Here is a 16,003-nt window from a genome sequence, read left to right on the forward strand (position 1 = left end):
TCCAAAAAGTAACATTGAGTAAAGTCAGTTTGTAGTGTTATATAATCTTACTTTAATTTAATTTAGATTAGAAATAATTTAAGATAAAAATTGAAAGGTGGAAAAATGAAGATTGCAATGGTGACAGCTTTCTGGGGGCCAGCATACCCGACTGGCTCCGGGATTTATGCTTATGAGGTTGCGAGGCGTTTAGCAGATCAGGGAAATGAAGTGCATGTTTACACTTCCAGCGTTGGTAATTTTGATAAAGTTGAATATCCGGATAATTTTCATATTCATGTTTTACGGGCGTATACTGTGGTTTGGAACATGAACCCATTTGCAAATGTTTTCACCAAGTTATTGAGCAAGGATTTTGATATTGTTCATGTCCATTCCTACATCTTTTTCATGTCAAATATGACAGCTTTAGCAAGGATTTTCAAGAATTTTAAGTATGTCTTACATTTTCATGGTGGTTTAAATTATTCTGAAGCTAAGAAATTTCATCCATGGAGAACATGGGCGAAAGAGAACATATATGACAAAACGCTTGGGTTGCTTACGGTAAAAATTGCTGATAAGGTATTGAGTGTAGCAAAAAGCGACATTCCAATAATAAAGAGAAAGTTTGGTGTTGATGCAGAATGGATACCAAATTGTGTCTGCACAGAAAAGTTCAGCTATTCTGAAAACGATTCGAGAGTTGTAACTTATGTTGGAAAGCTTGAAAAGTGGAAGGGTGCTGAGTTACTTAAAGATGTCTTCAAAACTATTCATAATGAACTAGAGGATGTGAAATTCATGGTTGTTGGGGATGGAAGTCTTGCTGAAAAACTGAAGAATTCTAACTTACCAATAAAGCTCATGGGACACGTCCCCCACGACAAAATGCCAGACATATATCACAAAACTGCAGTTTCAGTTTTACCATCATATATGGAAGGATTGCCTACGATTTGTATGGAGTCTTTAGCATGTGGAGTTCCAGTTGTTGCCACTGATGTTGGAGACACAAGGGAGATAGTGACAGATGGAAAAACTGGATTTCTCGTTAAACCAGGAGATGCTAAGGCTATGGCATCTAAAGTGATCGAATTGCTTGAAGATGATGATTTGAGAAAGACAATGGGAAGGGAAGGAAGAAGACATGTTGAGGAGAATTTTAGTTATGACGTGATTGTCGAAAGAGTGTATGAAGTGTATAGTTCGCTTATATGAATATTTTGGATACATCTTGTTCTTGAGATAAATATATTGTATGTGAGGTAAGAGAATGATAGCAATAGTTCTTGGCACTCGTCCAGAAATAATCAAAATGAGCCCTGTGGTTAGGGAATGTGAGAAAAGAGGACTAGATTACTTCGTTTTGCATACAGGTCAGCATTATTCCTACGAAATGGACAGGATATTCTTTGAAGAATTGGAGTTGCCTCGACCAAAATACAACTTAGATGTTGGTTCTGGAACTCATGCAGAACAAACTGGTAAAATCATGATTGGAGTTGAGAAGATCCTGATGCAAGAAAAACCTAAAATCGTTTTAGTGCAGGGAGATACAAACACGGTCTTGGCAGGAGCTTTAGCTGCTGCTAAGCTACATATTAAAGCTGGACATGTCGAAGCTGGACTCAGATCATATGACAAAAGAATGCCAGAAGAAATCAACAGAGTTTTAACAGATCATATTTCAGATTTCCTCTTTGCCCCAACGGAAGTGGCTAAGCAAAATTTGATAAGGGAGAGCATAAGCGAGAACAGTATATTTGTCACTGGAAACACGATTGTTGATGCAGTTTATCAGAACTTAGAGATTGCTAAAAAGAAAGTAAGCGTGCTAAAGGAACTTAATTTAAAGCCTAAGGAGTACTTTCTGGTAACCACACACAGACAAGAAAATGTAGATGTTAGAGAAAGAATAAAGGGAATTATAAGAGGATTAGAATTAATCCATAATGAATTTGCTATTCCTGTAATATTTCCAATACATCCGAGAACTCAGAAAAGAATAGAAGAATTTGGGTTTAATTTAAATGGAGTTACACTCATAAATCCTTTAGGTTTTCTTGAGTTTTTGCAGTTAGAGGCTAATGCAAAATTGGTTTTAACTGATTCTGGTGGTGTGCAGGAGGAAACATGTGTATTGGGAGTCCCTTGTGTAACCCTAAGGGATAATACGGAGAGACCAGAGACTTTAGAGGTTGGATCAAATGTTTTAGCCGGAACAAAACCAGAAAGAATTTTAGGAGGAGTCAAGTTAATGCTCAACAAAAGGAACAATTGGAAAAACCCATTTGGCGATGGTAAGGCTGGAGAGAGGATAATAAATGCAATAATGAGTGAGGTGGGCACTTAAAATGAAGCAGGTTGTATTAGATTTTAGTACTGGTGAGATAAAGTTGGTAAACGTTCCTACACCATTAGTGCGTCCTAGACGAGTCCTTGTAAAGAACGTCATTTCAGTAGTTAGTATAGGCACAGAAAAAAATATGATTGATTTTGCTAGAAAAAATACAATCTCCAAGGCGTTATCCCGACCGGATCTAACAAAACAAGTTTTGGATTTTGCAAAGTCCGAAGGTTGGATAGAAGCATACAAGCAAGCTAAAAGGCGATTAGCTTCTCCAGAACCTTTAGGTTATAGCTCCGCTGGTATAGTTATAGACGTTGGGAATTCTGATGCTGAATTTAGAAAGGGAGACAGAGTTGCTTGCACAGGTAGCGGATTTGCATCACATGCAGAGATTATTTCAGTTCCATATAACCTATGTGTGAAGATCCCTGAGAACGTTAGTTTCGACCATGCCTCCTTTGCAGGGGTAGGGGCAATTGCCGTACATGCTATCAGACTGGCATCATTACAACCGGGAGAAAATGTATGCATAATCGGATTGGGTCTTTTGGGATTGCTGGCTGTCCAGATTGCAAAAGCATCTGGGTATAACGTTTTGGGAGTAGATGTATCTGAACCTAAGCTAAAATTAGCAAAGGAACTAGGAGCAGACGAAGTCTCTAATACCAAGGATGCCATAAAAGTCTCAAGGATATTCTCAGACGGTTATGGCATGGATGCTGTGATTATATTTGCATCCACAAAAAGCGATGAGCCAATTGAGTTGGCATCAGAAATAGCAAGAGAGCGAGGTAAAATCGTTGTTCCAGGACTTGTTGGATTAGATATCCCCAGAGAAGTTTTTTACAAGAAGGAATTGGAACTTGTAGTTTCTAGATCCTTCGGACCAGGTGTTTATGACCCTTTTTATGAGTTGAAAGGAGTTGATTACCCTTACCCGTATGTCCGCTGGACTGTTAAAAGAAACATGAAGTATTTCTTAGAACTTGTTAGTGAAGGGAAGATAGATCTAGACAAAATTATAACTCACAGATTTAAGATAGACGAAGCAGAGAAAGCTTATGAAGAGCTGTTGAAAGGTACAAATGCAATTGGAGTATTATTCTATTATGACTATCTAGAGGGAGAACCAAAGGCTGAAATTATAAAAGTGAAAACAAAGAAAAAGAAAGATTATAAAAAAGACAAGATAAATGTCGGGTTAATAGGTGCCGGAAACTTCGCTAAAGGTACAATACTACCAATTATCAAGAAAATACCATACGTTAATTTAGTTGGTGTTGCCACCGCAACTGGCACGTCTGCAGAGTATATGGCCAGAAAATTCGATTTTGATTACTGTACGACCAATTATATGAAAATACTGGAGGACCCCAATATAGACTGTGTAGTTATTGCGACGAGGCATGATCTCCACGCAAGGATATCGTCTGAAGCACTTGAACATGATAAAGACGTGTTTGTAGAGAAACCGATGGCGTTAACATCCAAAGAGCTAAAGAGGGTAATTGAAGCATACAATAGTTCGGATGGTAAGATTATGGTCGGATTTAACAGACGATTCTCACCTCTTTGCATGAAAGCTAAAGAGACCATAGGTTGTAAAGAGCCGCTTGCATTGAATATTAGAGTAAATGCAGGCAAGTTACCATCTGACAGTTGGGTCTATGATCCTGCAGAAGGAGGTGGTAGAATTCTAGGAGAAGTCTGCCATTTCGTAGATCTAGCCATATATTTCACAGAATCATCGCCCAAATATGTATATGCACAAGCCATAGATGCTCCACACTATTCAGCAGATGACAATGTTTTAGTAAACATCTCTTTTGAGAATGGATCTATAGCATCTATATTGTATGTTTCAAATGGAGATCGTGCATTTTCAAGGGAAAGAGTTGAAATATTTGGTAATAATGCTGTAGCCGTTATTGATAACTTCAAATCATTAGTTGTCTCAAAAGATGGTAAAAAGAAGAAAATGAAAAACTGGTTTGGAGTTGATAGAGGACATAAGTCAGAATTTGAAATATTCTTTTCATCGATAAAAGGAGGTAAAGATATACCAGTAAAATTTGAGGAGTACGTACATACAACGATTACAACATTCAAAATACTGAAGTCGTTAAAAGAGGGTCAGCCAATTAAAATTGAGGTGGATATATGAACATAACACTGCTTGTAATGTATTTTCCCCCAGAGATTGGTAGTGCCTCTCACTTGTTTTATGAGTTTGCGGAGGAGTTGACGAAGAGAGGTCATAAGGTAACAGTTGTAACAACTTTTCCCAGAGAATACAATCTCAACAAAGACGAGTTACATCTGATGTCAAAGTACAAACGGAAAGCATTCCTTAGAGAAAAAATAGATGGCATAAATGTCATAAGAGTGCGTAGCTTGCAAGCACCAAGAGATTCTCCAATTTTACGAGGATTAGAGCACTTTTTTGTCCCACTTTCTGTAACTCTTGGTGGTTTGTTTGCCAAATCAGATGTAATCGTGGTGTACTCACCCCCATTGCCTTTAGGATTAGCAGGATGGGTTTTAAGCAAGATAAAAAGAGTACCGTTAATAGTCAATATTCAAGATTTATACCCACAAGCTGCCATAGATTTGGGGCTACTCAAAAATCCAATACTTATTGAGATATTTAGAGTTATTGAAAAGTTAGTATATGAGCTATCTGATCATATTACCGTACATTCCGAAGGAAATAAACAACACATAGCAGAGAAAGTTCCAGAAGAAAAAATTACAGTAATACCGAACTGGCATAACAGTGATATTAAGGTATCAGATAGGTATAACGAATTCAGAAAGAAGTTAGGTATAATTGATAAATTCGTAGTAACCTATGCTGGGATAATGTCGTACTCTCAAGATATTGAAACTATCGTTGATGCGGCAGCCTTACTTAAAGACAAAAAAGATATAGTGTTTCTTTTGGTTGGCGATGGTCCTCAAAAAGGAGATATCGAAAGAAAGGTAGAGTTGTTAGGATTAGATAATGTATTAATGCTACCATTTCAACCCAAGGAGAAATATTCAATGCTTTTAGCAGCCTCAGATGTATGTTTAGTTACACTGGATGCAAATAGAGTAAAAACACCAGTAGTTCCAAGGAAATTAAACGACATAATGGCGGCTGGAAGAGCTGTTATTGCCAACGTTCCTTTAGATGGAGATGTACCAAAAATAGTAAGAGAGGCAGAATGCGGGTATTGTATAGAGCCAAAAAATCCAGAAAATCTTGTAGAAGCTATCTTGGAGCTATATAACAATCCACACTTGGTGGAAAAATTCGGCAGAAATGGAGCAGAATATGCAAGAAATAACTTTGCCATAGGTGTTTGCTGTTCAAAATATGAAAAATTGTTTGAATCTCTGAGAAAATTTAAATAATAGTCATAAAAAATTTGAAAGTGGTGATAAAATGTCAGAAATGTTTGAAGAATATGAAGGGGCAACAGTTTTGGTGACCGGTGGAGCTGGTTGCATTGGGAGCAATCTGTGTAAGGTTTTGAGTGAGCTTGGAGCTAAAAAAGTGATTATACTGGACGATCTGTCAGCTTCATACAAATGGAACATTCCGGTTGCAGACAACATTGAATTTGTTCAAGGTAACATACTTGATGAGGAAAAGCTAAAGCAAGTCTTTTACGAAAAGCCAGATTACGTCTTCCATTTAGCTGCACACTTCGCAAATCAGAACTCTGTTGAACATCCTGAAACAGACTTAATGGTAAACGGACTTGGCACATTGAAGATTTTAGAATACTGCAGACTTACCGATGTATCCAGAGTCGTTTACGCTTCATCTGGGTGTTCAGTTTATGGTGCTCAAGCGCCATTGCCGTTGAAAGAAGATTTTGTTTCGCTCGATTTGGATACCCCTTATCAAATACACAAACTGCTGGGTGAACTGTACTGCAACTATTTCTACAACCTGTATGAGCTACAAGTAGCCAGAGCGAGATACTTCAATGTATATGGGCCGGGTGAAGTTCCTGGGAGGTACAGAAATGTTATACCAAACTTCATGTACTGGGCTTTGAATGGTATGCCTCTGCCAATAACAGGAACTGGTGAAGAAACGAGAGATTTCACTTACGTGTCTGATATCGTAGATGGCACATTGAGATGTGGCGTGGTTAAAAAAGCAGTAGGTGAAGCATTTAACCTTGCATCTGAAACTGAAACAAAGATTATAGACTTGGCAAACTGGATAAACGAGCTGACAGGAAACAAGGCAGGAATAGTATTTAAGGAGAGAAGGAGCTGGGATAGATCAATAAGAAGGAAAGCATCGATTAAAAAAGCAAAGGAGATGCTTGGATATGAACCAAAAGTAGACATCAAAAGTGGGTTGAAGAAGACACTCGAATGGTTTAAGGCAAATTGGGAGAATATTAAGCAGAGTGCTGAATTTTGATTACGATGAAAATTCTTCAAGTTATCCCTTATTTTGTGCCAGCTTGGGGATATGGGGGTCCAGTAAGAGTGGCTTATGAGTTATCTAAAAGGTTAGTGGAAAAAGGACATGAAGTAACGGTATATACAACTGATACCTTGAGCAAAGATTCAAGAGTCAACAAAAAAGTGCAAGAAATAGATGGTATTAGAGTTCAATATTTCCCGAATTTGAGTAATAAGCTCGCGTGGAACCATAACATATTTCTTTCCCCAAGTATGATTTCTATAGTAAAAAAGAGGATTCAAAATTTTGATATCATCCACATGCATGAATATCGCACTTTTCAAAATATCGTTGTTTATAATTATGCTAAAAAATATGGTGTCCCCTATGTTTTGCAAGCCCACGGCTCACTACCAAGAATGATTGCAAAACAAAATCTCAAAAAATTATTTGATTTTACTTGGGGATATAAGATACTGAATGATGCCTCAAAAGTGATTGCCGTCTCTAAAGCTGAAGTAAAGCAGTACAAACACATGGGCATTAGCAAAAACAAAATTGTAACAATCCCTAATGGCTTGGATGTAGATAAATTTAAAGTTCTCCCAGAGAATAGAAAATTTAAGGAGAAATTTCATATCAATAAACGTATAATTTTATTTTTAGGTCGCATTCATAAAAGGAAGGGCATAGATTTTCTAATTAAATCTTTCTTTAGGTTAAATATAGAAAAGAAGGATGTTGTTCTAGTTATTGCCGGTCCAGATGATGGACATAAAGATAAATTAATTGAACTTGTAAACAGATTAAAAATTAGCAACAGCGTTTATTTTGTTGGATACTTGGATGATAATCTAAGTGCATATGTAGATGCAGAAGTCTTAGTCTATCCTTCTATACATGAAATATTCGGATTAGTTCCCTTTGAAGCAATAATGTGTGGAACGCCAGTAATAGCTACGGATGACTGTGGATGTGGAGAGATTATAAAAGAAACTAACTGCGGTTTTTTAGTGAGATACGGGAATGAAAATGATTTGAAAGAGAAAATAAAAATATTGCTAGAGAAGCCAGAAATTGGAGAGAAAATGGTTAAAAAGGGAAAAAGATACATAGTTGAAAATCTAGCTTGGAATAAGGTAGCGAAAAAAATGGAAAAAGTTTATGAGAGTTGTATTATCAGCTTGCATAATAGTTAAGTTCCTATTGTTAGGGGAGATTGTAATATGAAAGTATGTCTCATAGGTGATTTCTCAAGTAATCTAGATGAGGGGTTTAAAAATATTGCACAATATTTAGCCAAAGAATTATCCAAATACGATGATCTCGATATACTCAAGGCCAATATTAAAGAGATTAAAACGTTAAAATTCTGGAAGAAAATAAAAATGTTTCATCCAACAATAGTTCACTATATACCTGGACCAACTTATAGAAGTTTTTTGTTTGTGAATTTCCTTCTATATTACCTGAATTATAGAGATCACTCTAATCCCAAAATCATTATGTCTACACCCTATCCAAAAGATATTAACCGGTTTATTAAATCACTTCCACGCAAACCAGATTTAATATTAGCTCAATCCAATACATCAAAAAGGATGTTTAAGTCTCTTGGTCTTAAAACAATATACGTTCCCAATGGTGTAGATTTCGAGAAATTTAAACCGGTGCCAAGCCATCTTAAGAAAAAATTAAGAGTTAGATATAATATAGATGAGGAGAAATTTACTATTCTACATGTGGGACACCTGACGAAAAAAAGAAATCTTAAAATACTAGGCGAATTGGCTCGTATGGGAAATCAAGTAATTATCGTTTCCAGTGAATATCTTAAAGTTGAAAAAAATATTATACAAACCCTTCAAAAAACGGGATGCATTATATTTAGAGGATATTTTGAACATATAGAGGAGTTTTATCAAATGTCTGATTGTTATATTTTCCCAGTACTGGAAGGTGATACAATTCTTTTCCCCCTTTCTGTAATAGAGGCCATGGCTTGCAATCTTCCAGTGTTAACTAGAAAATTCGATGGATTAAGCATTTTTAATGAAGGTGAGGGGCTAATATTTGTTGAAAAAGAAACAGAAATAATTCAAGGAGTTGAGAAAATTAAAAAAAATGGAGATATAAGAATTGCTACACGACGTAAGGTCACACCCTATTCTTGGAAAAATATTGCTCAAAGGCTTAGGGAAATTTACTATAAACTAGTGGAGGAGACCATATGACTGGAAAGAGGGGGGGATTTTTTATTTGTTTTACGGGAATCGATGGTACAGGAAAAACTACTCTTGCAAAATTATTAGTAACATCTTTAAGAGAGAAAGGTATTGACGCTCACTATGTATATGCTAGGCTCGTCCCTCGAATCTCTAAACCAGTTATGACGATCGGTAGATTTCTCTTCCTTCGAAATAAAGATATCTCTAAAAATTACACTGAATACCTTCATTCAAAAAAAAGATTGTTAAGATGTCAAATAGTTTCTAAGATATACACTCTGATCTTACTATGTGATTATATTATCCAAGTAATATTAAAGATTAAAATTCCGTTGATGTTTGGAAAAAATATTGTCTGTGATCGATACATATATGATACTATAATTACCGATATTGCTATAGATATGAATTACTCGGAGGAATATATTTTAGATTTGCTTAAAAAGTGTTTTTTATTAATTCCAGAACCTGATTTTGTATTCCTGATAGATGCGCCTGAAGAAATTGCCTATAGTCGAAAAGATGATGTACCCTCAATAGAATATCTTAAAGCTCGAAGACAGATTTATTTAAAAATAGGGAAAAAATGTTGTATGTTTGTCCTAGATGGTACGAAAAATATAAAAGAATTACTATCTGAACTAGAATCGGAGGTTTTTCCATGAATTTAACAGGAAAACTCCTTAAGTTTATAGGCTCACCGTTTACCCAAGACTGTAAAGAGAATTATATTCCGGATGCATATGAGTTCGCTCAAAAGAATAAGATTGGATTATTCTATTTAGAAAAACTTAAAGAATGTGGAAAGTTAAGTGAGTCGGATCCACTTTACAAAGAAAATATTGTAAGATATATGGAGACATTAAAGACTGTTATAAGGATTTCTAAGGTTTTAAACGAACTTACTGAAGAATATGTTATATTTAAGTTTTTCAAACCTTTCCCACATACTCCTAGTGACGTAGATGTACTGTTTTTTTGCTCTGAAAATAAATATAGGTGGATAATTGAGCAACTACTTAATAGAGGTTATTATAAAATTGGTGAGGCACCAAATCAAGTAGTTGTATACGATCTTAGAGGAGGGTACGAAAATATAGATAAACGTACAGTCGGTGGTAAACAGGGTGGTAAGTATTATATAGATCTTTATAAAGAAGTAAGTGCAAGTTATATTATTTATTTAGATAAAGATAAATTAAAAAATTACGTCACCGAAATAAGAATAGAAAACGAAAAAGTTAAAGTGCTCAAACCAGAAGCTGAGTTAGCTGTAGTACTCACACACTCCATAATACCAGAGCTGTTGTTTACCCTAGCAGATTATTATACCACTTTGTATTACCTAAAAAATATGAATAGAAAGGAAATTAGCAGTTTTACTAGCATTTTTAGGGAAAACAACATACTAACTGCTGCACAAGCTTCATTAAGTATAATTAAAAGACTGCATCAAGAATTTTGCGGATTTGTCCCAGAAAAAATTGAAATGGTCGTCAATGAGTTAGGAGAAAATGAATCCGAAATAAATAACCTTGTTAAAAATAATTTTACAATGCCATATCATTACAAAACATCAACATTGATAAGAGTTTTATTCGAAAGAATGAAAAATTCTACAGGCCGTAAGAGCATCATGAAGCAAATAATTTACATGTCTAACCCAAGACTTGCGAATTGGGTCATTAAAAATATAATTTGGAGAAAGACGAGAGAAACTTATTAATTATTTAAAAATGGCAATGAAGATAGATATTTTCTCTTTTTGCATTTAAAAATTATACAAAAAGTCAAGAATTCTTGAGTAGAAAGAATTAGTGTGTTCTTTTTTAATAGAATTAATAATGCTTTCATATTCAATAGTAATAATTCTAAACAGAGAAATTTAAAAAGCATATACGTGAACATTGTCAAGATAAACATCTCCAATAACTTAAAATGCAAAAGATCCAGCTTTGTATAGAAGCGACTGTAGCATAGCTAGAAAGAGCTTGTATGCATGCACTACATGCTAAAGAGAGGTATACAACCAAGGTAAGTTTTATCAACATACTCAACCAAAAACCCATGTAAAATTATTTTGAGGGATATCACAATCAATAACAAAGATTATAAAGTGTAATCCTAAAGTTAAGATAAGAGGTGTTATAAATGAAAACGGCCTTAATTACGGGAGTAACTGGTCAAGATGGTTCCTATTTGGTAGAGTTCCTTCTTAATAAAAACTACAAAGTGTATGGAGTGATAAGAAGGGCTAGCTCGTTTAATACAAGCAGAATAGACCACATAATAGAATTTCATAGCCCTGAGAAGTTTGATTGGTTTAGAGGAGACATGACAGATGAAACCTCTCTGATTAAAATACTTGAAAAAATTCAACCTGATGAAATCTACAATCTTGCTGCTCAAAGTCACGTACAAGTGAGTTTTGAAGTACCTGTATATACTTTTGACGTAGTAGCCACAGGAACCTTAAGACTTCTTGAAGCTGTGAAGAACTTAGGACTTGATATTAAGATATACCAAGCAAGTAGTAGTGAAATGTTTGGTTCATCTCCCCCTCCTCAAAACGAAGAAACACCCTTTAACCCTAAAAGTCCATACGCAATTGCAAAAGTTGCTGCGTATCACCTCTGTGTAAATTACAGAGAGGCCTATGGAATGTGGATAGCGAATGGAATACTCTTCAACCATGAAAGCCCTCGTAGAGGTGAAACTTTCGTTACGAGAAAAATAACAAGGGCTGTTTCAAGGATAGCTTTTGGGGTTCAGGATAAACTAGTTTTGGGTTACCTAGATGCAAAAAGAGATTGGGGGTATGCACCTGAATACGTGAAAGCGATGTGGCTAATGCTCCAACAAGATGAACCAGATGACTACGTAATAGCTACAGGAGAAGCACACTCAGTTAGAAAGTTCGTGGAGGAGGCCTTCAAGCATATAGGAGTTATAATAGAGTGGAGGGGAGAAGGCATAGAGGAGAAAGGTGTCGTTGCGGAGATTATGGATAGCGAGTTCAAAGATAGCATGAAAATAAAACCAGGAGATATCGTAGTTGAGGTATCCAAACGGTATTTCCGCCCAGCTGAGGCTGAATTCTTACTTGGTGATAGCACAAAGGCACGGAAAAAGCTTGGATGGGAACCTAAAGTGAAATTCAAAGAATTGGTTAAAATTATGGTTGAAGCTGACATTAGAAGGACAAGGCTGCTTTTGGAAGGAACTAAGAAACATAATGAGGAGTGGAGGGAATATATAATATAATGAAATAGAGGGGTGTATAATGGTTAAAGTGGCAGTTGCTGGGGGATTTGGGTTTTTAGGTAGCAATATAGTGAAAGTGCTAAAAAAGAAAAACTATGAGGTAGTCCCTTTCAGCCGTAGGTCTGGAATAGATATAAGAGATTGGAAGACTTTAATAAGTTTCTTAAAAAATGTCGAACCGGAGATAGTAATAAATTCTGCCGCACATGTAGGAGGAATAGCCTATAACGCCTTAAAACCTGTTGAAATTTACGAAGACAACTTAATGATGGGATTTAATCTTCTAAGAGCGTCTTTTGAAGTTGGAGTAAAAAAATTCGTAAACATAATGCCAAACTGCACATATCCCGGAGTTGCAGAGATATATAGAGAGGATAAATGGTGGGATGGTCCTATGCACGAAACAGTTTTAACTTATGGTATGCCACGAAAAGCTCTTTGGGTTCATGCTTGGGCTCTTAAAGAAAAATATGGCTTCAATTCAATACATCTTGTTTTACCAAATTTATATGGACCAGGTGACCACTTTGACCCAATACGCTCCCACGCACTTGGGGCTCTAATTAAAAAGATAGTCGATGCAAAATTTGAAGGAAAAAAGATCGTTGAAATTTGGGGTACAGGAAACCCTGTTAGAGAATGGGGGTATGTAGAAGATGCTGCAGAGGGCATAGTTTTAGCGATGGAAATGTATAATGACGTCGAAATCATGAATATCGGAGAAGGTAAAGGATACACTATAAGGGAAATTGCTTATATGATAAAAGATGCTGCAAACTGGGATGGTGAATTCATTTTCGATAGGTCAAAACCAGACGGAGCTCCAAAGAAAATTTTAGATATACGTAAGATGAAAAGAATTCTAGGCTGGCAACCTAAAACAAATATCCGAGAAGGCATTAAGAAGACTGTGGAGTGGTACATTAAAAAAACTTGGAAGCAATCATTAAAGTAAGGGGGTGTTTAGAATTGAAGATTAATGTATTAGAGAGAGATGGTACAAGATATGCTATCTATATACCGTCAGATGCTTGGAAAAAAGGACTTAATTTTTACTCTGATGAGAAAGATTTCGTTCAGGTAGGTATATGGGGGTACGATAAAGGTAAATTTTTACAACCACATATTCATAATGAGGTCAAAAGAGAAGTTACTCGCACTCAAGAAGTTATTTTCTTAAGAAAAGGAAAAATAAAAGCATATATATTTGACAAAAACGAAAATTTAATAGAAACACTAGAACTTAAAGAAGGAGATATTTTAATTTTATTAGATGGCGGGCATGGATATAAAATCCTAGAGGATAATACATTTGTTCTTGAAGTTAAAAATGGTCCTTATTTTGGTCCAGAGGTTGATAGAAAGAGAATAAAAATGGAAAAATTTAAATAACTATGAGGTGACAAGAATGGAGTTCATTCCACAAGTAGAGCCATATATAAGTAAAGGGGAAATAAAAGCAGTTGTTGAATACTTGAAGTCAGGAGGTTGGCTTACTGAATTTAAAAAAACTGAGGAATTCGAGGAAAGAATCTGTGAACTTCTTAATATTGACTATGCAGTAGTTGTAACGAGTGGGACTGCCGCATTGTATTTATCTCTTTTAGCGTGTGGTATTAGCAAGGGAGATAAAGTTATAGTCCCAAATTTTACTATGATAGCTACCCCTAACGCTGTAAAGTGGACTGGTGCAGATGTTATTTTGGTAGATATTGAAAAAGATACTTTGTGTCTTGACATTAAAAAAATTGAAAAAATAGATAGAAGTGTAAAGGCATTAATATATGTGTCTCTAAATGGTAGAAGTGGAAATATGGACAAAGTAGTAAAATTCTGTTATGAAAACGACATCATATTAATTGAAGACTCGTGTCAAGCATTTATGTCAACATGGAACAACAAGTACCTCGGAACGTTTGGAATCATTGGAGTGTATTCCCTTACGCCCCATAAACTAATAACAACAGGACAAGGTGGCATAATAGTAACAAACGATGAGAGCATATACAAAAAAATAAAAAAACTAAAGGATTTTTGTCGTGTAAAACCAGGAGTAGACCTGCATGAAGATATAGGGTATAACTTTAAATTTACAGATCTCCAAGCAGTCATAGGTTTAGAACAGTTAAAATCGATAAAATGGAGAGTCAAAAGAAAAAAGGAAATATACAAGTTTTACTACAACAGTTTAAAAAATGTGGAGGAAATAAAGTTCATTCCAACAGATTTGAATCAAACTGTCCCTTGGTTTATAGACATATTAGTTGAGGAAAGTATACGAGATGAGTTAATAAACTACCTTAAAACAAAAAACATAGGCTCAAGACCTTTCTACCCTGCTATAAATACTCAAAAACCATATAAGGTATATAAAGGACATTTCGACATTTCAAATACAATTTCTAAGCAGGGGTTGTGGTTACCTTCTTCACTGGGATTAAAGTATGAGGAATTAGACTACATAGTTAATAACGTGAGAAATTTCTTTAGTCACAGACACTAAAGCTTAGATTTAGGAAGAAGAAAGTTATACAGAAATAATAAAAGTTGTGAGATAAAGAAATATTTGTATTACCCAAAAACTTAAAGGAGTAGTCATTAAGAACAAAAAGGAATTAGGAGGGATCTTCGTAAGTGAAAATTTTAATCGGTACGGATAGAGTATTATATGGGTCCGGAATAGGAAGGGTTGTTGAAGAAATGGCAAGATGTTTATACGAAAAAGGATATGATGTTAAAATTGTTTGTGGTAAATGTAATATAAAATCCAAAGTACCAGTTATATTATGTAAGTATAATGAAACATTATATCAGACAAATATTTTAGACATAATAAAAACAATTAAAAGAGAAGAGCCCGATATATTTCATTCGCATTATTATCCGATGGATGTTTGTGGTGCTTTTATAAATTCCTCAAAAACAAAGCATATAATGCATTCACATGGTGTAAACCATCAATCCTGGCGATTAAGTTGGAAAAATCCTTTATCTCTAGTCCGTGCGGATATCGGTGAATTTTTAGGACTCCACTTTTCTGAAAAAATAATATGTGTGAGCAACTATATGAAAAATGCGCTTATAAGAAAACACAGAATAGAAAAGAGCAAGATTGAAGTCGTCTACAATGGCGTTAATCTACAGAAGTTCAATCTTTCCATAAAGGGGGATGAAATTAGAGAAAGATATGGAATTAATCATGATGATATTGTATTACTTTGTGTGTCTGCACTAACACCTAGAAAAGGGCAAGACCTTTTAATTGATTGTATGAGAATAGTTACAAAGAAAATACAAAACATTAAATTACTATTAGTCGGTTCAGTTGGGAAGACAACGATCCAATATAAACAGATTTTGAGATATATGGTACGTAATGCTGGCTTGGAGAAATATGTTATATTTTGTGGTCATATTCCTGACGAGGAGTTGCCTAAATATTATGCTGCATCTGATATTTATGTATCGGCATCAACATGGGAGAGTTTCGGATTGCCTTTTGTCGAAGCTATGGCTTGTGGAAGACCTGCAATTGGATTCGACAAAACAGCGATCTCTGAGCTAATTATCGATGGTTATAATGGGTACAAAGTTAAATACCCCGATATCAATGAATTAGCCATAAAGATAATCCATCTCGCAAACGACGTTGAAAAAAGAAAAATATTCGGCTTGAATGGAAGAAAATTCGTTGAAAAAAACTTTGATGTTAGAAGAAACATAAAGAAGATAATCAGAATTTATTCTCAATTGTTATAAGTTTGG

At 35.3% G+C, this 16,003-nt stretch carries 14 protein-coding genes; all 14 read left to right on the plus strand.

From position 1 onward, the window contains the following. Positions 1-105 precede the first annotated feature (105 nt). The 14 genes from ASULF_RS00135 to ASULF_RS00200 all read left to right on the plus strand — a co-directional run bounded on the left by ASULF_RS00135 (position 106) and on the right by ASULF_RS00200 (position 15,997). On the plus strand, positions 106-1,200 hold the full coding sequence (locus ASULF_RS00135) for a glycosyltransferase family 4 protein (protein WP_015589662.1): 1,095 nt from the start codon (positions 106-108) through the stop codon (positions 1,198-1,200). Between the two features lie 55 nt (positions 1,201-1,255). Next, a complete protein-coding gene (gene wecB, locus ASULF_RS00140) occupies positions 1,256-2,335 on the plus strand; it encodes a non-hydrolyzing UDP-N-acetylglucosamine 2-epimerase (protein WP_015589663.1) in 1,080 nt (359 codons plus the stop codon). 1 nt (position 2,336) lies between these two features. Further along, positions 2,337-4,496: a bi-domain-containing oxidoreductase gene (locus ASULF_RS00145; protein ID WP_015589664.1), complete on the plus strand. Its 2,160-nt coding sequence runs from the start codon at positions 2,337-2,339 to the stop codon at positions 4,494-4,496. Continuing rightward, positions 4,493-5,731 (plus strand): glycosyltransferase family 4 protein, encoded by a 1,239-nt coding sequence (locus tag ASULF_RS00150; protein ID WP_015589665.1) that lies wholly within the window; start codon positions 4,493-4,495, stop codon positions 5,729-5,731. Before ASULF_RS00145 ends, ASULF_RS00150 begins: the two co-directional genes overlap by 4 nt. Positions 5,732-5,762: 31 nt before the next feature. Then, on the plus strand, positions 5,763-6,761 hold the full coding sequence (locus tag ASULF_RS00155; RefSeq protein ID WP_015589666.1) for an NAD-dependent epimerase/dehydratase family protein: 999 nt from the start codon (positions 5,763-5,765) through the stop codon (positions 6,759-6,761). A gap of 5 nt (positions 6,762-6,766) precedes the next feature. Beyond that, positions 6,767-7,945 carry a glycosyltransferase gene (locus tag ASULF_RS00160; protein WP_015589667.1) on the plus strand — a complete coding sequence of 393 codons (1,179 nt, stop codon included), beginning with the start codon at positions 6,767-6,769 and terminating at the stop codon, positions 7,943-7,945. Between the two features lie 27 nt (positions 7,946-7,972). Then, positions 7,973-8,980: a glycosyltransferase family 4 protein gene (locus tag ASULF_RS00165; protein WP_015589668.1), complete on the plus strand. Its 1,008-nt coding sequence runs from the start codon at positions 7,973-7,975 to the stop codon at positions 8,978-8,980. Further along, on the plus strand, positions 8,977-9,639 hold the full coding sequence (locus ASULF_RS00170) for a nucleoside/nucleotide kinase family protein (protein ID WP_015589669.1): 663 nt from the start codon (positions 8,977-8,979) through the stop codon (positions 9,637-9,639). The genes ASULF_RS00165 and ASULF_RS00170 overlap by 4 nt, the downstream gene beginning before the upstream one ends. Next, the gene (locus ASULF_RS00175) at positions 9,636-10,700 is read left to right on the plus strand and encodes a hypothetical protein (RefSeq protein WP_015589670.1); all 1,065 of its coding nucleotides are present in this window, start codon (positions 9,636-9,638) and stop codon (positions 10,698-10,700) included. Before ASULF_RS00170 ends, ASULF_RS00175 begins: the two co-directional genes overlap by 4 nt. 425 nt (positions 10,701-11,125) lie before the next feature. Beyond that, positions 11,126-12,238 (plus strand): GDP-mannose 4,6-dehydratase, encoded by a 1,113-nt coding sequence (gene gmd, locus ASULF_RS00180; RefSeq protein ID WP_015589671.1) that lies wholly within the window; start codon positions 11,126-11,128, stop codon positions 12,236-12,238. A gap of 19 nt (positions 12,239-12,257) precedes the next feature. Next, positions 12,258-13,193, plus strand: coding sequence for an NAD-dependent epimerase/dehydratase family protein (locus ASULF_RS00185; RefSeq protein ID WP_015589672.1), 936 nt, complete (start codon positions 12,258-12,260; stop codon positions 13,191-13,193). A 14-nt stretch (positions 13,194-13,207) separates the two neighbouring features. Continuing rightward, entirely contained in the window at positions 13,208-13,630 is a 423-nt protein-coding gene (locus ASULF_RS00190) for a WbuC family cupin fold metalloprotein (RefSeq protein WP_015589673.1), read from the plus strand. Positions 13,631-13,646: 16 nt separating this feature from the next. After that, a complete protein-coding gene (locus ASULF_RS00195; protein ID WP_015589674.1) occupies positions 13,647-14,741 on the plus strand; it encodes a DegT/DnrJ/EryC1/StrS family aminotransferase in 1,095 nt (364 codons plus the stop codon). A gap of 131 nt (positions 14,742-14,872) precedes the next feature. Beyond that, positions 14,873-15,997: a glycosyltransferase family 4 protein gene (locus ASULF_RS00200; protein WP_015589675.1), complete on the plus strand. Its 1,125-nt coding sequence runs from the start codon at positions 14,873-14,875 to the stop codon at positions 15,995-15,997. Positions 15,998-16,003: the final 6 nt, after the last annotated feature.

This window comes from Archaeoglobus sulfaticallidus PM70-1 (genome assembly GCF_000385565.1).
Lineage (GTDB): Archaea > Halobacteriota > Archaeoglobi > Archaeoglobales > Archaeoglobaceae > Archaeoglobus_A > Archaeoglobus_A sulfaticallidus.